The 19569-nt window shown below is 59.3% G+C and carries 19 protein-coding genes; 2 read left to right on the top strand and 17 right to left on the bottom strand.

Going from position 1 to position 19569, the window contains the following annotated elements; genetic code table 11:
- Positions 1-2 precede the first annotated feature (2 nt).
- The 9 genes from purD to H6A25_RS10175 form a co-directional block, all read right to left on the bottom strand.
- Entirely contained in the window at positions 3-1286 is a 1284-nt protein-coding gene (purD, locus tag H6A25_RS10215; protein WP_204752025.1) for a phosphoribosylamine--glycine ligase, read from the bottom strand.
- A 22-nt stretch (positions 1287-1308) separates the two neighbouring features.
- The gene (locus H6A25_RS10210; RefSeq protein ID WP_204752024.1) at positions 1309-2487 is read right to left on the bottom strand and encodes a phosphoribosylaminoimidazolecarboxamide formyltransferase; all 1179 of its coding nucleotides are present in this window, start codon (positions 2485-2487) and stop codon (positions 1309-1311) included.
- A 20-nt stretch (positions 2488-2507) separates the two neighbouring features.
- Entirely contained in the window at positions 2508-3218 is a 711-nt protein-coding gene (locus tag H6A25_RS10205; protein ID WP_204752023.1) for an IMP cyclohydrolase, read from the bottom strand.
- Entirely contained in the window at positions 3215-3823 is a 609-nt protein-coding gene (gene purN, locus H6A25_RS10200) for a phosphoribosylglycinamide formyltransferase (RefSeq protein ID WP_204752022.1), read from the bottom strand. Before purN ends, H6A25_RS10205 begins: the two co-directional genes overlap by 4 nt.
- A complete protein-coding gene (gene purM, locus H6A25_RS10195; RefSeq protein WP_204752021.1) occupies positions 3817-4848 on the bottom strand; it encodes a phosphoribosylformylglycinamidine cyclo-ligase in 1032 nt (343 codons plus the stop codon). Before purM ends, purN begins: the two co-directional genes overlap by 7 nt.
- Positions 4849-4859: 11 nt before the next feature.
- Positions 4860-6287 (bottom strand): amidophosphoribosyltransferase, encoded by a 1428-nt coding sequence (gene purF / locus H6A25_RS10190; RefSeq protein ID WP_204752020.1) that lies wholly within the window; start codon positions 6285-6287, stop codon positions 4860-4862.
- Between the two features lie 29 nt (positions 6288-6316).
- A complete protein-coding gene (gene purC / locus H6A25_RS10185) occupies positions 6317-7027 on the bottom strand; it encodes a phosphoribosylaminoimidazolesuccinocarboxamide synthase (RefSeq protein ID WP_204752019.1) in 711 nt (236 codons plus the stop codon).
- Positions 7028-7065: 38 nt separating this feature from the next.
- Entirely contained in the window at positions 7066-7566 is a 501-nt protein-coding gene (purE, locus tag H6A25_RS10180) for a 5-(carboxyamino)imidazole ribonucleotide mutase (protein ID WP_204752018.1), read from the bottom strand.
- 271 nt (positions 7567-7837) lie between these two features.
- Positions 7838-8965, bottom strand: a complete 1128-nt coding sequence (locus tag H6A25_RS10175) for a recombinase family protein (protein ID WP_204752017.1) — start codon at positions 8963-8965, stop codon at positions 7838-7840.
- Positions 8966-9589: 624 nt separating this feature from the next.
- Between H6A25_RS10175 and H6A25_RS10170 the strand changes: the two genes are divergently transcribed.
- Complete coding sequence (locus H6A25_RS10170; protein ID WP_204752016.1) at positions 9590-9868, top strand: hypothetical protein; 279 nt, start codon at positions 9590-9592, stop codon at positions 9866-9868.
- Between the two features lie 151 nt (positions 9869-10019).
- Complete coding sequence (locus H6A25_RS10165) at positions 10020-10454, top strand: hypothetical protein (RefSeq protein WP_204752015.1); 435 nt, start codon at positions 10020-10022, stop codon at positions 10452-10454.
- A 401-nt stretch (positions 10455-10855) separates the two neighbouring features.
- Here H6A25_RS10165 and H6A25_RS10160 read toward each other — a convergent pair whose 3' ends face one another.
- The 8 genes from H6A25_RS10160 to H6A25_RS10125 all read right to left on the bottom strand — a co-directional run bounded on the left by H6A25_RS10160 (position 10856) and on the right by H6A25_RS10125 (position 19090).
- A complete protein-coding gene (locus H6A25_RS10160) occupies positions 10856-11713 on the bottom strand; it encodes a DUF4438 domain-containing protein (RefSeq protein WP_204752014.1) in 858 nt (285 codons plus the stop codon).
- Positions 11694-12518 (bottom strand): dipicolinate synthase subunit DpsA, encoded by an 825-nt coding sequence (locus tag H6A25_RS10155; protein ID WP_204752013.1) that lies wholly within the window; start codon positions 12516-12518, stop codon positions 11694-11696. Before H6A25_RS10155 ends, H6A25_RS10160 begins: the two co-directional genes overlap by 20 nt.
- 333 nt (positions 12519-12851) lie before the next feature.
- Positions 12852-13409 (bottom strand): chromate transporter, encoded by a 558-nt coding sequence (locus H6A25_RS10150; protein ID WP_204752012.1) that lies wholly within the window; start codon positions 13407-13409, stop codon positions 12852-12854.
- On the bottom strand, positions 13406-13987 hold the full coding sequence (locus H6A25_RS10145; protein ID WP_204752011.1) for a chromate transporter: 582 nt from the start codon (positions 13985-13987) through the stop codon (positions 13406-13408). The genes H6A25_RS10150 and H6A25_RS10145 overlap by 4 nt, the downstream gene beginning before the upstream one ends.
- 244 nt (positions 13988-14231) lie before the next feature.
- Positions 14232-14684: a hypothetical protein gene (locus tag H6A25_RS10140; protein WP_204752010.1), complete on the bottom strand. Its 453-nt coding sequence runs from the start codon at positions 14682-14684 to the stop codon at positions 14232-14234.
- 394 nt (positions 14685-15078) lie between these two features.
- Positions 15079-15735 (bottom strand): cell wall hydrolase, encoded by a 657-nt coding sequence (locus tag H6A25_RS13100; RefSeq protein ID WP_204752009.1) that lies wholly within the window; start codon positions 15733-15735, stop codon positions 15079-15081.
- A gap of 258 nt (positions 15736-15993) precedes the next feature.
- Positions 15994-17340: a penicillin-binding transpeptidase domain-containing protein gene (locus tag H6A25_RS10130; protein WP_204752008.1), complete on the bottom strand. Its 1347-nt coding sequence runs from the start codon at positions 17338-17340 to the stop codon at positions 15994-15996.
- Positions 17327-19090: an FtsW/RodA/SpoVE family cell cycle protein gene (locus H6A25_RS10125; protein WP_204752007.1), complete on the bottom strand. Its 1764-nt coding sequence runs from the start codon at positions 19088-19090 to the stop codon at positions 17327-17329. The genes H6A25_RS10130 and H6A25_RS10125 overlap by 14 nt, the downstream gene beginning before the upstream one ends.
- Between the last annotated feature and the right edge of the window lie 479 nt (positions 19091-19569).

The following is a 19569-nucleotide window of genomic DNA, read 5'->3' as shown; positions in this document are numbered from 1 at the left end:
GGTTATTCCCCCCTCATGGAAAGCGCCCGCCGGCCGATATCCCGGCGGTAATGCATATTGTCAAAATGGATCTTTCCGGCGGCTTCATAGGCCTTTTCCATGGCCCCGGCCAGGTCATTTGCCAAAGCGGTGACGCCCAGCACCCGTCCTCCGGCTGTCAGCAGCTTGCCGTCCTCCATTTTGGTGCCGGCGTGATAGACCGACACATCCTCCATCTGCTCTGCCTCCTCGATGCCGGAGATGGGCAGGCCGGTGTAATAATTCTTGGGATAGCCCCCGGAAGCCAGAATGACGCAGCAGGCGGCCTTGTCCAAAAACTCCACCTTCTGCTGGCTGAGCCTCCCTTCCATCACCGCCTGGAAGATGGTGAGCAGGTCGGTTTTGAGAAGGGGCAGCACCACCTGGGTTTCGGGATCGCCGAAACGGCAGTTGTACTCGATGACCTTGGGGCCGTCCGGAGTGAGCATCAGGCCGAAATACAGACAGCCCTGGAAGGGTCTCCCCTCCTGCTTCATGGCCCGGATGGTGGGCAGGAAGATTTCCTCCATACATCTTTGGGCCACTTCTTTGGTGTAATAGGGGTTGGGGGCCACGGCGCCCATACCGCCGGTGTTGGGGCCTTCGTCCCCGTCATAGGCCCGCTTGTGGTCCATGGAGGTGACCATGGGCCGGAGGGTTTCCCCGTCGGTGAAGGAGAGGACGGAAACTTCCGGCCCCTGCAAAAATTCCTCCACGATCACATGGTCGCCGCTTTTGCCGAAGATCTTCTCGTTCATAATGGCTTCCACGGCTTCTTTGGCTGCCTGGGGGTCTGCGGCGATGATGACGCCCTTGCCCAGGGCCAGACCGTCGGCCTTGATGACCACCGGGTATTTGTTTTTTTGGGTGATATACTCCATGGCCTTTTCCGCCTGGTCAAATACCTGGTAATCCGCTGTGGGGATGTGGTATTTCTGCATCAGGTTTTTGGCAAAGACCTTGCTGCTTTCGATTTCCGCCGCCTGAGCGGTGGGGCCGAAGGTGGGGATGCCCATCTCCCGCAGCTTGTCCGCCATCCCCAGGGCCAGAGGATCGTCAGGGATCACCGCTGCAAAATCCACCTTGTGGCTTTTGGCAAATTCCAGCACGCCCTCAATGTCGGTGGCCTTGATGGGGACGCACTGGGCGTCCTCACCGATGCCGCCGTTGCCCGGCAGGGCATAGATCTTCTTCACCTGTTTGTTTTCCCGGAGCTTTTTGATGATGGCGTGCTCCCGTCCGCCGCCGCCGATCACCAGAAGGTTCATAGTGTCGCACTCCCCTTTTCTATCAATGATGGAACAGCCGCAGGCCGGTGAAGGCCATGACCATGCCGTATTTGTCCGCCGTTTCGATCACATGATCGTCCCGGATGGAGCCGCCCGGCTCCACGATGTAGGAAACGCCGCTCTTTCTGGCCCGCTCCACATTGTCCCCGAAGGGGAAGAAGGCGTCGGAACCCACGGTGACGCCGGTCTGGGTTGCGATCCAGGCTTTCTTTTCCTCCGCTGTCAAGGGCTCGGGCTTAGCCTTGAAGGTCTGCTGCCACACGCCCTCCTGGAGGATGTCTTCGTATTCATCGGAAAGGTAAATATCGATGGCATTGTCCCGGTCGGGGCGGCGGATCTTGTCCACGAACTGCAGCCCCAGGGTCTTGGGATGCTGGCGGAGATACCAGTTGTCGGCCTTCTGCCCCGCCAGGCGGGTGCAGTGGATGCGGCTCTGCTGTCCGGCGCCCACGCCGATGGCCTGGCCGTTTTTCACGAAGCATACCGAGTTGGACTGGGTGTATTTCAGTGTGATCAGGGCCACGATCATGTCGAGGACGGCGCTCTCCGGCAGGTCGCGATTTTTGGTGACGATGTTCTGGAGCATCTCTTCGCCTATAATCAGATCGTTTCTCCCCTGCTCAAAGGTGATGCCGAACACATCCTTGTGCTCGGTTTTCCCCGGCACATAGTGGGGGTCGATCTCCACCACATTGTATTTGCCGCCCTTTTTCTGGCTGAGGATCTCCAGGGCCTCGGGGGTATAGCCCGGGGCGATGACGCCGTCGGAGACCTCCTGCTTGATGTAGCGGGCGGTGTCGGCGTCGCAGATGTCGCTGAGGGCGGCCCAGTCCCCATAGGAACAGAGCCGGTCGGCGCCCCGGGCCCGGATATAGGCGCAGGCGATGGGGCTGAGCTCTTTTTCCATGGGCACAAAATAGATCTTCCGGTCGGTTTCGCTGAGAGGCAGGCCCACGGCGGCGCCCGCCGGGGACACATGCTTGAAGGAAGCGGCCGAGGGCAGGCCGGTGGCCATTTTCAGCTCCCGCACCAGCTGCCAGGAATTAAAGGCATCCAGGAAATTGATGTAGCCCGGCTTTCCGCAAAGCACCTTGATGGGCAGTTCCCCGCCATCGGCCCGATAAATGCGGGAGGGCTTCTGGTTGGGGTTGCAGCCGTATTTCAGTTCCAGCTCGTTCATAGGGTTCGGACTCCTTTTGTTTATTGGTGTTTGTTGATGATGCGCTCACGGTATTCCCCGGTTTCCAGGCAAGTGTAGCGCACATAAAGGGAGATTTTGTTCTGTTCGTTCAGGCTCTCCCACAGCTCCTGGGTGAAAGCATCCATGTCGTCCAGCATTTCCACCCGCTCCGGCTCACCCTGGAAGGTGGGGATGGGGTTTCCGTCACAAACATAGGTGTGGAGGAACCATCCCAGGCCGGGCACATTGGGATATTCAAAGGTCTGGCGCACGCAGCCCGAGCCATTTTCGTCCACGCTTTTCAGAATGGACATTTTACAGCTGCCGTCGGGGCTTAAAAGACCGGAGATCCGGGGGGTCCAGTTGGGGCCGTCGGGCTCAAATTCCCGGGTGCGCAGGGCCTGCTCCATGGGCAGTCCCTTTTCCAGGAAGTCCCGGATGGTGTCGGTCTGATCGCCGTTTGTCACAATCAGGCCACGGCCCATCTGGCGCACCGGATGATAGATGATCAGGCTGGGGTCCTCCAGCTTGGAAGGATCGTGAGCCTCTGTGCGGATGCCGTCGGGCTCGGGGCTAAACACCCGGTTGCGGCTGTTTGCGCTGCGGCCCATGATGAAATAGGCGGCCACCGAGCGCTTCCCATCCGGGGTGACGCCCAGCACAATGCCCCGGCCGGGGTAAGTATTGTCTTTCAGCTTGTCAAAGAGGGACTCTTTGGCGTAAATATTCATTGGTGTTTCTCCTTTTCGATCTTCTGGCAGAGCATGGAAACGGCCTGGGGCAAAAGCACCCATTCGGCCTGCTCCATCACCCGCTTCTGCAAACTTTCGGGGGTGTCATTCGGGAGCACCTCCACCGCCTTTTGCAGCAGGATGGGGCCGCCGTCGGTCACTTCGTTCACCAGATGCACGGTGGCCCCGGTGACCTTCACTCCCCTCCGGAGGGCGGCTTCGTGGACATGGAGGCCATAGAAGCCGTCGCCGCAGAAGGCCGGGATCAGGGAGGGGTGCACGTTGACGATGCGCCCCTCGTAGCCTTTTAGCATCTTCTCCCCCAGCACGCAGAGGAAGCCGGCCAGCACCACCAGCTCCACTCCGGCCTGCTGCAAGGCCGTGAGCAGCGCCGCATCATAGTCCGCCGTCTTTTCATAGTCCCGGCGGGGCAGGGCCAGGGCGGGAACCCCCGCCATCCGGGCCCGTTCCAGAGCGTAGGCCTTTTTCCGGCTGGCGATCACCAGACTGATCTCCCCATCCGGAATCTCTCCCCGCTTCTGGGCATCCAGCAGGGCCTGCAAATTGGTGCCGCCGCCGGAAACCAGCACGCCGATCTTTACCACAGAATCACGCCCTCGTCGCTCTTCACCACTTCGCCCAGCACATAGGCATCCTGACCCATTTCTTTCAGCACCCGGATGCTTTCATCCGCCTTGTCAGAAGGCAGGATGCAGCACATCCCCACGCCCATGTTGTAGGTGTTGAACATATCGTGCTCAGGCACATTCCCCTCTTTGGCAATCAGGTCAAAGATGGGCAGCACACGCACGTTCTTCTTTTCGATGCTGGCGCTCAGGCCCTGGGGCAGAGCCCGGGGAATATTCTCATAGAAGCCGCCGCCTGTGATGTGGCACACAGAGTGCACCGGCACCCGGTCCATCAGATGGAGCACCGGCTTCACATAGAGGTTTGTGGGGGTGAGCAGGGTCTCAAACAGGTTGCCACCCAGCTCGGCAGAATAGAAGTCCCCCTTCCCTTCCAGGTCGAAAACCTTCCGGATCAGGGAAAAGCCGTTACTGTGAATGCCGCTGGAAGGCAGGGCGATGATGGCGTCCCCCGCCTGTACATTGCTTTGGTCCAGGATCTTCTCCTTGTCCACCACGCCCACGGTAAAGCCCGCCAGGTCGTAGTCCTCGTCAGGCATGACGCCGGGGTGCTCGGCGGTCTCGCCGCCGATGAGGGCGCAGCCCGAACGGACGCAGCCCTCGGCCACGCCGGAAACGATGGAGGCGATCTTCTCCGGCACATTCTTGCCGCAGGCGATGTAATCCAGGAAAAACAGGGGCTTGGCGCCGGCGCAGACGATGTCGTTGACGCACATGGCCACGCAGTCGATGCCGATGGTGTCGTGCTTTCCCATCAGCTGGGCCAGGCGGATTTTGGTGCCCACGCCGTCGGTGCCGGAAACCAGCACCGGCTGGCGCATGCCGCTTACATCCAGGCCGAACAGGCCGCCGAAGCCGCCCAGGCCCGAGAGCACGCCGGGGATCATGGTGCGGCGGGTGTGCTCCTTCATCAGCTCCACTGCTTTGTATCCCGCCGTCACATCCACGCCGGCGGCCTTGTAGCTGTCGCTAAAACTCTTCATGTTGGGTCCTCTCAATCGTTGTTTTCGCTGATCTTCCGGTCAAACTTGGAGACCTTGCCAGCGTTTTCCACATTCAGGGGATATTCGCCGCTGAAGCAGCCGGTGCAGAACTGGCAGTCGGAGTTTTCCGCCACCTTGACGATGTTCTGGAGGCTGAGGAAGCCCAGGGAATCCACCCCGATCTTCTTGCCGATCTCGGGGATGGTCATGTTGTTGGCAATCAGCCGCTCCGGCGAGTCGATGTCGGTGCCGAAGTAGCAGGGATAACGGAAGGGCGGGGAGGAAATGCGCATATGCACTTCTTTGGCCCCGGCTTCCCGCAGCATGCCCACGATGCGGGCGGAAGTGGTGCCCCGGACGATGGAGTCGTCCACCAGCACAATCCGCTTGCCCCGGACGATGTCGGCGATGGCATTGAGCTTGATGCGCACGGCATTTTCCCGCTGCTTCTGGGTGTTGAGGATAAAGGTACGGCCGATGTACTTGTTTTTGATCAGGCCGATGCCATAGGGGATGCCGGAGGCGTTGGCATAACCCAGGGCGGCGTCGTTGCCGCTGTCGGGCACGCCCATCACCAGGTCGGCCTCCACCGGATGTTCTTTTGCCAAAAACTCGCCCATCTTCTGCCGGGCCAGATGGACGCTGGTGCCTTCGATCACCGAGTCGGGCCGGGCGAAATAGACGAACTCAAAGACGCACAGATGGCTCTTTTTGCCGCAGTGCTTTTCGATGCTGCGCAGGCCGTTTTCGTCGATGATGACGATTTCGCCGGGCTTCACATCCCGGACGAAATGGGCGCCCATGCTGTCCAGAGCGGCGGTTTCGGAAGCCAGCACATAGCTGTTTTCGCATTTGCCGATGCTCAGGGGGCGCATACCCAGGGGATCCCGCACGCCGATGAGCTTTTTGGGGGACATGACCAGCATGGAATACACGCCATACAGCTTGTCCATGGCGTTGCAGATGGCCTCTTCGATGGAACCGGCGGTGAGCCGCTCCCGGGTGATCATGTGGGCGATCAGCTCTGCATCGCTGGTGGAATGGAAAATGGCGCCCTGGAGCTCCAGCTTCTGCCGCAGCTCATAGGCATTGAGCACCACACCGTTGTTGGCGATGGCCATCTGGCCTTTCACATGGCGGATGGTCATGGGCTGGGCATTTTCCCGCTTGTCGCTTTCGGCAGTGCCATAGAGACAGTGGCCGATAGCCATTTTGCCGCTGCCCAGTTTTTCCAGCACCTGGGGCTTGAACACATCGGTGACCAGACCCAGATCCCGGTAACTGCGGATGACGCCGTCGTCGTTGACGGCAATGCCGCAGCTTTCCTGGCCCCGGTGCTGCAAGGCATAGAGGGCCAGATAGGTGGATGTGACCACATCCAGGTTGTCGTTATCGTAAATACCAAAAACGCCGCATTCCTCGTGGAGCTTTTCCTGCATAAGACTTTCCTCCTCCATCCTTTTTCCGCTTATTCGCCCATCAGGCGCTTCATCACTTCCTGGTAGGCGTCCTCTACGCCGCCCAGATCCCGGCGGAAGCGGTCCTTGTCCAGCTTTTCATGGGTCTTTTCGTCCCACAGGCGGCAGGTGTCGGGGCTGATCTCGTCGGCCAGGACGATGGTGCCGTCCGAGAGTCTGCCGAACTCCAGTTTGAAGTCCACCAGATCGATGCCGATCTCCTTCATGAAGCCCTTCAGCAGGTCGTTGACCTTGAAGGCATAAGTTTTGATGGTCTCGATCTCTTCGCGGGTGGCCAGCTTCAGGGCCAGGGCATGGTAGGAGTTGATCAGGGGATCGCCCAGGTCGTCGTTTTTGTAGGAAAACTCGATGGTGGGAGCGTCAAAGACGATGCCCTCCTCCACGCCATACCGCTTGGCAAAGGAACCGGCGGAGATGTTGCGGATGATGACTTCCAGGGGCACAATATTTACTTTTTTCACCACGGTATCGGTGCCGGAGAGCTCTTCCACATAGTGGGTGGGAACCCCTTCCTTTTCCAGGCGGCGCATCAGATGATTGCTCATCCGGTTGTTGATGACGCCTTTGCCGTGGATGGTGCCCTTCTTTTCGCCGTTGAAGGCGGTGGCGTCGTCCTTATAGGAGACGATCAGCTTTTCGGGGTCGTCTGTTGCAAAAACCTTCTTGGCCTTTCCTTCGTAGAGCTGCTCGCGCTTTTCCATGATAAACTTCCTCCTCGTATCCTATCTATCCGGTTTTGTTAGCCCTGGAGCTTTTCCTGGAGCTTTTTGTCTTTTTCCATGACCTTCTGCCGCATCTGCTCCTTCTTTTCCTGAAGCTTACGGAACAGGCTTTCATCGGCGATGGCCAGCATCTGGGCGGCCAGCAGTCCGGCGTTTTCCGCCCCATCGATGGCAACGGTGGCCACCGGCACGCCGGAGGGCATCTGCACGGTGGACAAAAGGGAATCCAGACCATCCATGGTGGAGCTCTTCATGGGGATGCCGATGACGGGCAGGGGTGTATGCCCGGCCAGCACACCGGCCAGATGGGCGGCCTTGCCGGCGGCGGCGATGATGACGCCAAAGCCCTTTTCTGCGGCGGTGCGTGCGAAAGCGCAGGCCTCTTCCGGGGTACGGTGGGCGCTCATCACATGGGCCTCATAGGGGATGCCCAGGTCTTTCAGGGTGTTAATGGTCTTTTCCACCACAGGCAGATCACTGTCGCTGCCCATAATAATTGCTACTTTATTTTTTTCCATGGGAAAACTTCCTTTCTCCGAAGGTGGATTTTTGAAAAGAAAAAAGCCGCGGCGAAAACTCCACAGCTTTTCATCCCTGCACCCGGGAAAATGCGGGCGCACAAGGCCCCTGGATTCCGCCCAAAAAAATGGCCAGATACCCTTTCATAGAAACCCGCACCCCTCTCTCCCGATTGCAATAACTACCTCTATTTTACTTTCTTTTTGCCATAAGTTCAACAGAAATTTCGCAAAAGGGGCCTTTTTTGTAAAAAAGGCCAATTTCTCCCCCTCAAAGGGGCCGATTCCCCCCACTCTCCCCCAAAAGCACCACCCCATCTTCCCCGATGAGAGCCTTTGGCGCAGGAAATGGCCGCTGGAAACCCTCCTCCGCTCCGGCCCGGTGCAAAGCCGCCCGGGTCTCTTCCATGGCTCTGTCCCAGGGGATGAGGGGCAGGGTACACTTGCCCTGCTTCCGCCCCCGGCACCGGAGATAGCGGCGCTTGCCGTCTCCGGTGATGCCCATGGGACTGCCGCATCTGGCGCAGCGGAGGAAGGAGGCCAGAGGGTCTTTTTGCCGTCTGCCCCCTTCCATTTTTTCCTGTACCCGGGCAAAGTCCTCCTCCCCCACCAGAGGGGGGCAGGCCCCGGGGCAGATCACCCAGCCTTCCTTGGGCACGATCCGGCTTTTTTCCACCTTGCAGCTGATCTTCCGGCTGCGGTTCTGGGTCAGGTCGCCCTTGTAGGTGGGGTTTGTGAGGATGCGCCGCACCATGGCGCCGCTCCACTCTGTTTTCCCGGTGGGAGAAGGGCACCCGGCCTGCCCCAGCTTCCGGGCGATGACGGGGCAGCTGTCCCCCGTGAGGCACCAGGCGAAGATTCTTTGCACCCACTCCCCCTGGCATGGGTCGATACGCAGCCTGCCCTGGTCTTTTTCATAGCCATAGGGGGCCCGGGCGCCGATAAAGACCCCGGCTCGTTTCCGGGCGTCCAAAGCGGCCCGCACCTTCCGGGAGATGTCCCTGGCGTACAGGTCGTTGACCACCGCCCGGAAGGGGGTCAGATCGTCCGCACCCCTTCCGGTGTCGATGTTGTCCCCCAGGGCGATGTACCGCACCCCTTTTTCCGGGAAGTACCGTTCCAGGTAGTGGCCGGTGAGGATGTAGTCCCTCCCCAGCCGGGACAGGTCTTTGGTAATAACGGTGTCCAGCAGGCCTTTTTCGATGTCCCCCAGCATTTGCTCAAAGCCGGGGCGGTGGAAACTCAGCCCGGAATAGCCGTCGTCGATGTATTCCGCAACCACCGTCAGATGATGGCTGCGGCAGTAGTCCCGCAGCAGCAGGCGCTGGCTTTCGATGCTCCCGCTCTCCCCTTCTCCGTCCTCCCGGCTCAGCCGCAGATACAGCCCCGCACGCTCCATAGATATATCCCCTCCTGTCACATATCTATGCACCAGCGTGACGCTGGACCCAAAACTCGCTGAAGGCTTTATGCGCTGCTCTGCCCCGGTGCTCCGGGTGTGATAAACCATCACCCGGCAAGGGCCAAAGTGCAATCCTGGCCAAAAGCATGGAAAAAGCCTCCCTGTTCGGGAGGCTTTTCCTTTTTCTTGCTTCGATTGCCCAGCGCGGGAGCGCAACATGGGTGCCCAGGCACTGGGCCCGTCCGGCCACCGGACCTCCCTTGTGCAAAGGGAGCTGTCGGCGAACGCCGACTGAGGGATTGAGAGAGCGTGACACTGCACCCAAGCGGTGCTTCCGCACCCGATCATGCAACCAAGCAAAATGACACAATCCCCCCTGCATGGCCCTGCCATGCTGTCCCCCCTTTGCACAAGGGGGGCTTTTCTTTGCCCAGGCAAACACAACCGGCAAGGGCAAAGAAAGTTTTGGGTCCAGCGTCACGCTGGCGGCACACAACGAGCAATAATGAAAAATATTGCCAAGGGGAGTGTTCTATGATATATTTATTTTAGTATAGTACATCAATAACGCAGCAGGCCTTTGCTGCATTCACCAGTGCATCTCAATACGGGGGTGAACAAATGGACATCGGGATTCTGAATATGATCATGCTATCTGTTTTCCCATTTCTGATCGGCGCAGCTATGCGATATGGGGTACACAAGTGGGATTATCCCTTACTGTCCGTCATTTTTGTGATTTTTTTCTTTATCCTTTTCTTTATTGTAAGAAGGGGTGTCTTTCTTTCGGGAAGAAATCTGTCTTCACAGCAACTTAAAATCTACATTGTCATGGCCGTTTTCTGGGTCCTGGGCGCTTTGGCCATGGACCTGATCTATCGCATCCGAAAGAAACATTAGCGGCGGCAGCGCCTCCGCTGGCAACCTGCGCTGCCGCGCTGAGCAACAGAACGCAGGCCGGTTGTGTTCGTTCAGGCGAAGAGAGGAACGGCTGTCCGGCCACCGGACCAGCGTGACGCTGCACCCAAAACTCGCTGAAGGGGGTGAACAAATGGAGATCAAAATTCTGAATATGATCATGCTATCCGTTTTCCCATTTCTGCTGGGCGCAGCCATGCGATATGGAGTACGGAAACGGGAGAATGTATCCCAGCCGCTGGCTTACATCGTCCTGCTCTTGGTCTTTGTGAGCAATCTAAGAAGCTATGGGCTCGTTCAGACCATTCTGTTCACCATCATCGTGGCCGCCTTCCTGGCCCTGGGCGCAGCGATAGAATATGCAATATACAAACAGATCAAACCATTGCATATGACGGTTTACTGCATCCTTGTGGTGATCGTTGGGAGTATGGTAAGAGCCTATCCCCTTTTTTCCGAAAACCGTCTGTCCTCCCGGGAGTTTACAATCTACATTGTCATGGCTGTCTTCCTGATCCTGGGCGCTTTGGCCATGGACCTGATCCTTCGCATCCGAAAAAAAGACTAGCATCACGCTGGCGGCACACAACAAGCCAAACCAGCAAAAAAACCCCCCTATCCGGGAGGCTTTTTTTGACGCTGGTCCGGAGCCCGGACAGCCATACTTTTTTCTGCCCCACATCCAACCGGCCAAGGCAAAGACAGGAACGGCGGCGGCGACACGCCGCCCCGCCTGGGGCGCGAAAAAGGTCGGGGAAAAAGTCCCGTGTCGGGACAGCCATACTTTCTTTGCCTTTGTCAGTTGTTTTTGCCCCCCAGCACACAACGAACCAAACCAGCAAAAAAGCCTCCCTATCCGGGAGGCTTTTTTTGACGCTGCACCCATATTTTTCTTCGCTGCCCAACACACAACAGGCCTGAGCGCTATTGCCCAGCGCGGCAGCGCAGTATGGCTGTGGCGGCTCGCCACTAGCGCACGAAGTAGTCGTGGAGGTTGGCGTTTTCGTCAATGAAGGCTTCGATCAGCGGGGTTTTGCAGGTCATCAGAGTGGTGACGCCAGGGCCGTGACCGGCCAGGATGCAGTCGGAATGCACCACAACGCCGATGGTCATGGCGCCGGTCATGTAGTTGCGGCCGAAGCGGGTGTCGGCATCGGTGATGGCCACAATATCGCCGAAACGCAGGTTCTGGAGCCCATATTCCTCGGTGATCTTCTTGTCGTGGAGGGTGATGTCATAGTCACCATAATAGGAGGTGGAAGCGCCCAGGCCGCTGCCCATGATGCAGGCGGGAACGATCTTGGCAACGCCCACTTTCAGCTTGCCGTCCTTCTCCTCAATGTTCATCTTTTCCAGCAGCTCGGGGCTCATGTTCCGCAGCAGGATGTCGGGATAATCCATGAGCTTCATGCCCTGACCCTGGCTGCGCACATCGATCTTATCGCCGATGGTCATCTTCTCCATGGTCTCCTGGTCGAAATAGCACAGCAGATGCTCGCAGCCGCCGTGCTTGCCGGTGACAAAGCCACGGGCGCCCTTGGCGTCGCCGCTCATGACAATGGCGGTGTTGCCGATGCAGGACAGACCCTGGAGAGCGGCGTTATAGTCGTCGTTTTCATTGCGGGCGGTGACGCCGGGCTCCAGATGGTCGGCGGCCCAGCCCACGCACCGGTCGCCGATCTTGGCGTTGAGGGTGATGCCGCCGGTGGCCGGCAGAGTGAACGGCTCGCCGTCGATGGTATGGCGATAGGCCTGAGCACCCTTGGAGTGGCGCACCTGGCCCTGAACCAGCAGCATGGGCAAATCTTCACGGTTTGTTTTCAGCATGACGAAATTTCCCCTTCCTTGAAAGTAGTAAGGATCTTCTGTCTTTCACTGTACCACATTTCCCCCCTGTTTGAAAAGACCCCTGGGCGAAAAATCCAGCCCCCCCTGGGTTTCCGGCCAGTTCCACATACAGGCTGTCTTTTTCCAGAAGCCCGGCCTGATTTTCCCCGATCAGAAGGGCGGGCACCGTGTTGAAAATCACCCCGGCCCCTTTCAGCCCTTCCGCAAGGGTATCCGGGGCAAGCAGCCCCTCCGCCCGGGCCTGGGCCCGGACCTCCGGCCGCCTGGCCCACACCCAGGGCCGGGTGATGCCGGACAGCGCCCGGCACAGCGCCTTGCCGCACCGGCCATAGCCCAGCACCAGGCACCGGGCATCCCCCAGGCTTTCCTGGTGGTGGCCCATGGCCAGCTGCAAGGCCCCTTCGGCGGTGATGGCGGCGTTGCGGCAAAGGAAGTCCTCCCGTGCGCCGTAGTCCACAAGGCGCAGGCCCTGTTTTTCTCCCAGCTTTTGCAAGCGGGCGCTCACCTGCCCCCCCAGCACCGGAGTGCCCCGGGGTATGGCTTCCAGGATCTGCTCCATGGGCCATTTTTGCTCGTTGCAGAGCGGAGCGTTGAGCATCCCCTCCCGTTCCACCGGCAGGGGCAGCAGCACCCACCCGGCGCCCTCCAGCGCCCCTTCCAGGTGTTCCTCCCCTTCCGGCAGGGCAAAGCGGCGCACCGGAAAGCCCTCTTCTTCCAGAAAGCGGCCCAGGAGGATTTGCCGCCCGTCGCCCCCCACCAGGGCACATCTGAATGGTTTCCCCATCCCCTCACATCCTTTCCCCCCATCCTATGCGCCCAGTGCCTGGGCTGTCATACTCTCCCCGGCTGTATGCGTTTGTGTTCCCCGGCGCTTCGGCTGCGGCGGGCCGCAGCCGGAAGGCACCCTTATGCACTCCTGGCCGAAAGCATGGAAAAAGCCTCCCTTCCGGGAGGCTTTCCTTTTTTCTTCGTTCGGTTGCCGGGCGCGGCAGCGCAGTATGGGTGCAGCGTCACGCTGCTTGCCCAGCGCGGCAGCGCAGTATGGGTCCAGCGTCACGCTGGTCCCGACACGGGACAAGAAAAGCTCCCCTTCGGGGGAGCTTTTCTTGTTATTTTATTAAACCAGTCCGTAGAACAATGCACCCACAACGCCGCAGGCCACCATCACATAGATGGGGTTGGGCTTCCATTTCCGCAGCACCACCAAAGCGGCGGCGAAAAGCGCAACGGCGAACCAATCCAGGGCGGCAAAGCGGAAAGGGCCGTCGCCCCACAGGGCGGTTGCCATCAGGCCATAGCCGGAAGCGGCGATCAGGGCCACAACGCCGGGGCGCAGGCCCTTGACGATGCCCTGCACCATCCGCAGGTTCCGGTATTTGAAGAAGAAGTAGGACAGCAGCAGCACGATGATGAGGGAGGGCAGGATGCAGCCGAAGGTAGCCACCAAAGTACCCGGGATACCGCCCATACGGATGCCCACAAAGGAAGCCGAGTTGATGGCGATGGGGCCGGGGGTCATCTGGGAAATGGTGATGATATCGGTAAATTCCTGAGCGGTCAGCCAGTGGTTGGCCTTGACCACCTGTTCTTCGATGAGAGGCAGGGCAGCATAACCGCCGCCGAAGCTGAAGGCCCCCACCTGGACAAAGGCCCAGAGAAGCTGAAGCAGAATCATGCGGCCTTGCCTCCCTTCCCTGTCTTTTTATCCTGGGCGATCACATTGATGGCGCCGATGACGCCGCAGGCCAGGATGACGAACACCACATTGACGCTGGTGAACAGAGACACAACCAGAGCCACGCACATGACGATGATCCAGAGGGCGTCCTTGGTTTTGACAACGCCCTTGGCCATGGTGTAGACCACATCCACGATGACGGCGGCCACGCCGATGCCCATACCCTTGAGCACCAGGGACACCACCACATTATCCCGGAAGGCGGTATAGAACTGGGAGATCGCCGACAGGATGACCATGGGGGGCAAAACGGTGCCGAAGGTGGTCACCAATGCGCCGGGGATGCCGGCCAGACGGTAGCCGATGATGATGGAGGAATTGACGGCGATGGGGCCGGGGGCCGACTGGGCGATGGCGATCAGGTCCAGCATTTCCTCTTCATCGATCCACCCCAGGGTCTCAACGAACTTCTTCCGCATCAGCGGCACGATCACATAGCCGCCGCCGAAGGTGAAGGCGCTGAGGGTGAAGGTGGAGATAAAGAGCGTCCAGAAAAACTTCAGGTCTTTTTTCAAAAAATCACACCTCTTTCTTTGTTTCCCTGTCTACTATACGCCCCCCTCGCTCATAAGTAAAATAGTATATTCATATCAAAAGCATAACCCATGTATTATAATTTGTCCTCTGAGCCGGTTGGATGCCGCAAGGCAAAGAAAAAGCCTCCCTGTCGGAAGGCTTTTCCTTTTTTCTTCGTTCAGTTGTCTGCCGCAGGGCAAAGAGAGGAACGGCCGTCCGGCCACCGGACCAGCGTCACGCTGCCTAGTCATTGGCTTTTCCTTTCGCCAGGGCCCGGATACTGATAACCAGATAAATGCCCCACAAAAGGAAGGACGCCAGCAAAAGCAGCATATCTATGCTATACAGGCTGTAGCCCTCCTGGAGATACTGAGGGAGCAGATACAGCGCAAACCCCAGCATAAACACCGATACCAGCAAAAGCAAAATGTACATCCAGTGCTTCAGATGCTTCCTTTTTTCCTCCCGCTGGGGGCGAGGGTTCCGCTCCATCCATTTTTTCATACTCTGCACCAGTCCGCTGCCAAAGACCGTCATCAGGGAAAGCTCAGTGAACATTTCCAGGGTAAAGACCCCGGCCTGCCAGTCATAGTAGCGAAGGAGCAGATAGATATCCAGCAGCACCAAGACCCCAAACACCGCCACAGAAGGAACCATGCGGATTTCCTGTCCATTCCGGTTTTTCATCCGATCCACCCCCGCTTTCTCATGATGTTTTTTACACTAACTTATTATAGTTTTAATTTACCACATCCTCCCTCCCCCGTCAAGGCAGCGTGACGCTGCACCCATACTGCGCTCCCGCGCTGGGCAAGCAGCGTGACGCTGCACCCAATCTGCGCTGCCGCGCCCGGCAACAGAACGAGGGTCCGTTGTTTTCACTCAGACAAAGAGAGGAACGGCCGTCCCGACACGGGACCGCTCCCGCGCTGGGCCGCACAACCAAGCAAAAAGAAAAGCTCCCCTGTGGGGAGCTTTTTCTATGCTTTCGGCCAGGATTGCAAAGCGGCACCTCCCGGGTGATGGTTTATCACACCCGGAGCACCCAGGAACAACAGCGCATCGAGCCGGGGAGAGTATGGGTGCCCAGCTACTGGGCCGCTGCCGAAAAGAAGCGGTGGCCTTCCATTTCAAAGCAGAAAGTCAGGCTGTTTTCAAACCAGGACGCCGTCTTTCCTGCCGTGTACCGGGGCGCATAGAAATACAAGGCCCCGCCGGTGGTGTCCGGCTCATAGACGGCGGCATACACCGCGTTGATGGTCTCATCGCTGGGATGCCACTTGGGGTTGTAATAATTCCCGATGGAAATGGGAAACTGCTTGGGTGCGTGGAGAACTTCCTCCACGGTGCCGGGGAACCGGCTGTCCAGCACCCGGTTGACGATCACATTGGCCACGGCGATCTTGTGGGCATAGCTGGCCCCGTGGACTTCCCTCTCCACCACATATTCCATCATGGAAACCTCCTGGGGCGTCAGGCTGATCTTAGGGGTGGGGCTGGGCGCTTCCTCCGCTGCCGCCAGGGTCTCCTGGGCCGGCTCGGTCTGGCTCAGCCCCGCGGGGCTCTCCGGTAAAGGCGCTTCGCACACCGGCTCTTCCTCCAGCACCTGCTGACGCACCAGCTGGCACAGGCTGTTCAGAATACCATACAGCTCCCGTCCCGGCGCCGGACTGTTTTCCGCCGCCTGAACAGGCATGGCCAGCATTCCCATTGTGCAAAGTGCAGCCACCATTTGTTTTTTTCCCACTTGGGCATCCTCCTTTTTTCCGCCGGAGATTTTTTCAAAGAAAAATCCGGCCTTTCGTTCCTTATAGAGAAGTATGCCCCATTTTATCCGGTTTCTTCCGTCTTTTTTTGCCGCAAACGGGAAAAAGACGAAAAAAGGCGGACGAGCCTTTGGAAAAAACAGCAAAACCCCCTTGAAGCGGCAAAAGCCGCTTCAAGGGGGCTGCAAGTGCCTGCGGGGGCGCCCCGCCAAAGAATCTTTGCCTGCGGGGGCGCCCCGCTACCGTCCCACAGCGGCGGCCAGCGCCTGTTTGGCGATGTTTCCCGCCACCTGGCTGCCGCTTCCCCCGTTTTCCACCAGCACGATGAAGGCCAGGGGCTGCTCTTCGCTCTGGAGAAAACCGGTGAACCAGGCGTTGGGGGTTTTGTCCCCGCCCACCTGGGCGGTGCCCGACTTGGCGCACAGGCCCAGGCCTTCCAGTTTTCCCTCGCCGTAGTTATTCAGCACATTGTCCCGCATCATGGAAGAAAGGGTCTCGGCGGTATCCTTTTCGATCAGCTCCCCGGTCTGCTTACTGCCCAGGGCGTCCAGCAGTCCGCCCCCGTCCAGCACCAGCTGAGGCAGCGCGGCCTTGCCGCCGTTTGCCACCGCCCCCATAAAGGTCATCATGGTGCAGGGGTTTAAAAGGTCCTCATCCTGGCCGATGCCCGCCCAGGCCAGGCTCCCCTTGTCCCTTTCGTCAAAATCAAAGGAGCCCTTGGCGGTGTCGATGCCGCTCACCGAAATGGAATCCATCAGCCCGGCCTTTTCGGTGACTTCCTCCATGGTATCGGCCCCCAGCTCGGAAGCCAGCTGACCATAGACGCAGTTGCAGGAGACGGTGAAGGCCTGCCCGATGGTCAGGTCGCCGTGGGCCTTGGGGCAGGTGATTTTGGCCCCGCCGATGACCGTTTCCCCGTCGCAATGGAAGGTACGGTCCATCAGATCGTCCATATTCTCGATGGCCGCGGCGGTGGTCACCGTTTTGAAAATGGAGCCGGGCACCACGCTGGCCGACAGAAACCGGTTAAGGTACACCCCTTCGTAGGCCGGGTCGTCCTCGCTGATTTCCGGGGGGTTCTGGGGGTCATAGGTGGGGGTGGACACCATGCAGAGCACTTCCCCGGTTTTGTAGTTATAGACCCCCACCGTGCCCTTGGCCCCGTTCAGGGCTTCATAGGCCGTGGCGCAAAGCTGGGAATCCAGGGTGAGGGTGATGTCGGTCCCGCCGGTGACGCTGACGCCGGTGATGGGGTTATAGCCGCTGAGCTTGCCCGCCAGGCGGGTCTGGATGCCGGTGCCGATGCGCCCCTGAGAATCCCCCACGGCATGGAGGGTGGCCATGCGCACGCTTTTGCTTTCGTTATACTGCCGCTTGCCGTCCTTGGTTTCGGCCAGCACCACGCCGTTGCGGTCCAGCACCGCCCCACGGCTCAGTCCCCCGCCGGCATAGAGATGCTGGTTTGCCGAAAAGGAGGCCCACTGGCTGCCCTGGAGGAAAAACCGCACCGAAAAGATGCACAGTCCCAGCACCAGGGCCCCGGACAGGAGCAGGCAAAGGAGGGCCCGTTTTTCAATCTTCTTCATAATAATCAGACCGTTCCTTTCTTTTGCTCCTTTTTTCCAGCTTGATGGCGAAGCTGGCATTCTGACGGGTGTCGGCGGCCTTGAGGAAGGCCAGAAGTCCCCAGGCGCTGATCATGCTGGAGCCGCCGTGGGAGACAAAGGGCAGGGTGACGCCGGTGAGGGGCAAAAGATCCACCGAGCCGAAGATATTCAGGATGCTCTGGAACACCAGCAGGGATGTGGCGGCGCAGGCGGCGATGGTATAGAAGGTAGACCGTCCGGCCTTGGTGCACCGCACGGCGAAAACCGCCAGGGTGATCAGGCACGCCACCGACAAAAGGGCGATGATCAGCCCCCATTCTTCGCACAGCATGCCGAACACCAGGTCGGTATCGGCGGCAAAGACGCTTTCCAGCCAGCCCTTTCCGGCCCCCACGCCCACAAGACCCCCGGAAGCGGCGGCGCACATGGTGCGGGTCTGCTGGAAGCCTTTGCCGCTGGCCTGTTCCCACACATGGCCCCACACGGCAAAGCGTTCGGCGATATAGGGTTTGAACCGCAGCACCATCATGCCCGCAAAGGCGGCGCCGCCGGTGATCAGGGACAGGGTGGCAAAATCCCCCGAGCGCAGAAAGGCGATGACCAGAAAGGTCACAAAGAAGATGGCAGCGGTGCCGAAGTCCTTCATAATGGCAAGGCACCCCAGGCAAAAGCCGGTGAACAGGATGAAGCCATAAAGGTTCCGCTTGGTAAAGAGCTTATCCAGGGTAGCGGCCCCGGCATAGACAAAGGCCACCTTGATCAGTTCCGAGGGCTGGAAGCGGATGCCGAAGATCTCCACCCAGTTGCGTGCGCCGTGGCTCACCCCGGCGATGGCCAGGTTGATGAGAAAGAGCACCACGGCCCCGGCCCCCATCAGGTAGCGCAGGCGGGATGCACGGCCCAGGTCCCGCAGATACCAGCCCAGGGCCAGAAAGACCAGAAGGCCCAGGAGGATCATCAAAAATTCTTTCAGCACACCGCTGGGAGCGGCCGAAGCCGTCACCGCCAGGTTGAGGGTGCACAGGAAAAAGACGATGATCTCCATTTCAAAGCCCACCCGGCGCATGGCCCGCAGGGCGAACACATAGCACCACATGGTGCAGGTCAAACCGAAGAAGGCCAGGGGGATCTGGGGGTTCCACTCTCTTCCCTCGGCCACGGCGAACTGGACGACGGTGAGAAGCTGGAAGAGGGTGAGGATCACTAGGGAGCCCCAGGGGGGCACCGGGCGGCTTTTTTTCCGCCGTTTGGCGATCTCCCGCTGTTTTTCCTCCTGGGGCACCGGCAGGAAGAGCAGTTCCACCCCGCCCAGTTCCAGGGTATCCCCCGGATGGATGGGGGTTTTGCCCTCCACCTCTTCCCCGTTGACCAGGGTGCCCCCTTTGCTGCCCAGGTCGGTGACCGTCCACTCCCCCGCGTCGTCCCGGATCAGGCCGGCGTGGGTGCGGGACACGCTGGGGTAAGAAAGCACCACATCGGAGGAGGGGGCCCGGCCCAGGGTATTTTCCCAGTGGGTGATGGGCAGCTGCTCCCCTTCCGGGGTCTCCAGGTAGCCCCAGGTCTCCGCCGGGTTGTGAGCCCGCAGCAGAGAGCGGAGCACATCGATGAGCACTCCCAGGGCCAGAAAGGGCATGACAAAGCGGATGGTATTGGTATACCACGGCCCCGCCTGGGGAACGCTCTCCAGAAAATCGAACAGTGGTTCAAAAAGCAAATTGATCTGATCCATAACTACTATCTCCTACCCGGTGTCGGTCCCGTGTCGGGACGGCCAAAACTCTCCCAGGCTGTATGCGTTGTTCGCTCCTATGCTCCGGGCAGCGTGACGCTGCACCCGTTCCTGTCTCCGGCATCATGCGTTGTTCGCTCCTATGCTCCGGGTGTGATAAACCATCACCCGGAAGGGGCCGCTCTGCAATCCTGGCCCAGTACCGCAGAAAAGGCCCGTTGTGTGCAATCCGGCAAAGAAGCCCCCCTTGTGCAAAGGGGGGTGGCGGCTTGCGCCGCCGGGGGGATTGGTCCCGTGTCGGGACACCCATATTGTGCTCCCGCACTAGGCAACAGAACCAGGGCCAGTTGCATGATCGGGTGCGGCAGCACCGCCTGGCTGTCCGGACACCGGACCTGTCCGGCTACCGGACCGGACCGGCTTGATATTTTTATCAGCCTATGGTATCCTTTTTATAGAAATTAACAATTCTTCATGAA

The sequence above is a fragment of the Intestinimonas butyriciproducens genome (genome assembly GCF_016901775.1).
Lineage (GTDB): Bacteria > Bacillota > Clostridia > Oscillospirales > Butyricicoccaceae > Pseudobutyricicoccus.
The sequence above is the reverse complement of the archived record's forward strand: the minus strand, read 5'-3'. Positions and strand labels throughout refer to the sequence as shown.

What these genes read in the sequence shown, in the direction of transcription:
- purD (WP_204752025.1), bottom strand. Translation starts at nt 1,286, where the DNA reads ATGAACCTTCTGGTGATCGGCGGCGGCGGACGGGAGCACGCCATCATC.
- H6A25_RS10210 (WP_204752024.1), bottom strand. Translation starts at nt 2,487, where the DNA reads ATGAACGAGCTGGAACTGAAATACGGCTGCAACCCCAACCAGAAGCCC.
- H6A25_RS10205 (WP_204752023.1), bottom strand. Translation starts at nt 3,218, where the DNA reads ATGAATATTTACGCCAAAGAGTCCCTCTTTGACAAGCTGAAAGACAAT.
- purM (WP_204752021.1), bottom strand. Translation starts at nt 4,848, where the DNA reads ATGAAGAGTTTTAGCGACAGCTACAAGGCCGCCGGCGTGGATGTGACG.
- purF (WP_204752020.1), bottom strand. Translation starts at nt 6,287, where the DNA reads ATGCAGGAAAAGCTCCACGAGGAATGCGGCGTTTTTGGTATTTACGAT.
- purC (WP_204752019.1), bottom strand. Translation starts at nt 7,027, where the DNA reads ATGGAAAAGCGCGAGCAGCTCTACGAAGGAAAGGCCAAGAAGGTTTTT.
- purE (WP_204752018.1), bottom strand. Translation starts at nt 7,566, where the DNA reads ATGGAAAAAAATAAAGTAGCAATTATTATGGGCAGCGACAGTGATCTG.
- H6A25_RS10175 (WP_204752017.1), bottom strand. Translation starts at nt 8,965, where the DNA reads ATGGAGCGTGCGGGGCTGTATCTGCGGCTGAGCCGGGAGGACGGAGAA.
- H6A25_RS10170 (WP_204752016.1), top strand. Translation starts at nt 9,590, where the DNA reads ATGGACATCGGGATTCTGAATATGATCATGCTATCTGTTTTCCCATTT.
- H6A25_RS10165 (WP_204752015.1), top strand. Translation starts at nt 10,020, where the DNA reads ATGGAGATCAAAATTCTGAATATGATCATGCTATCCGTTTTCCCATTT.
- H6A25_RS10160 (WP_204752014.1), bottom strand. Translation starts at nt 11,713, where the DNA reads ATGCTGAAAACAAACCGTGAAGATTTGCCCATGCTGCTGGTTCAGGGC.
- H6A25_RS10155 (WP_204752013.1), bottom strand. Translation starts at nt 12,518, where the DNA reads ATGGGGAAACCATTCAGATGTGCCCTGGTGGGGGGCGACGGGCGGCAA.
- H6A25_RS10150 (WP_204752012.1), bottom strand. Translation starts at nt 13,409, where the DNA reads ATGATTCTGCTTCAGCTTCTCTGGGCCTTTGTCCAGGTGGGGGCCTTC.
- H6A25_RS10130 (WP_204752008.1), bottom strand. Translation starts at nt 17,340, where the DNA reads ATGAAGAAGATTGAAAAACGGGCCCTCCTTTGCCTGCTCCTGTCCGGG.
- H6A25_RS10125 (WP_204752007.1), bottom strand. Translation starts at nt 19,090, where the DNA reads ATGGATCAGATCAATTTGCTTTTTGAACCACTGTTCGATTTTCTGGAG.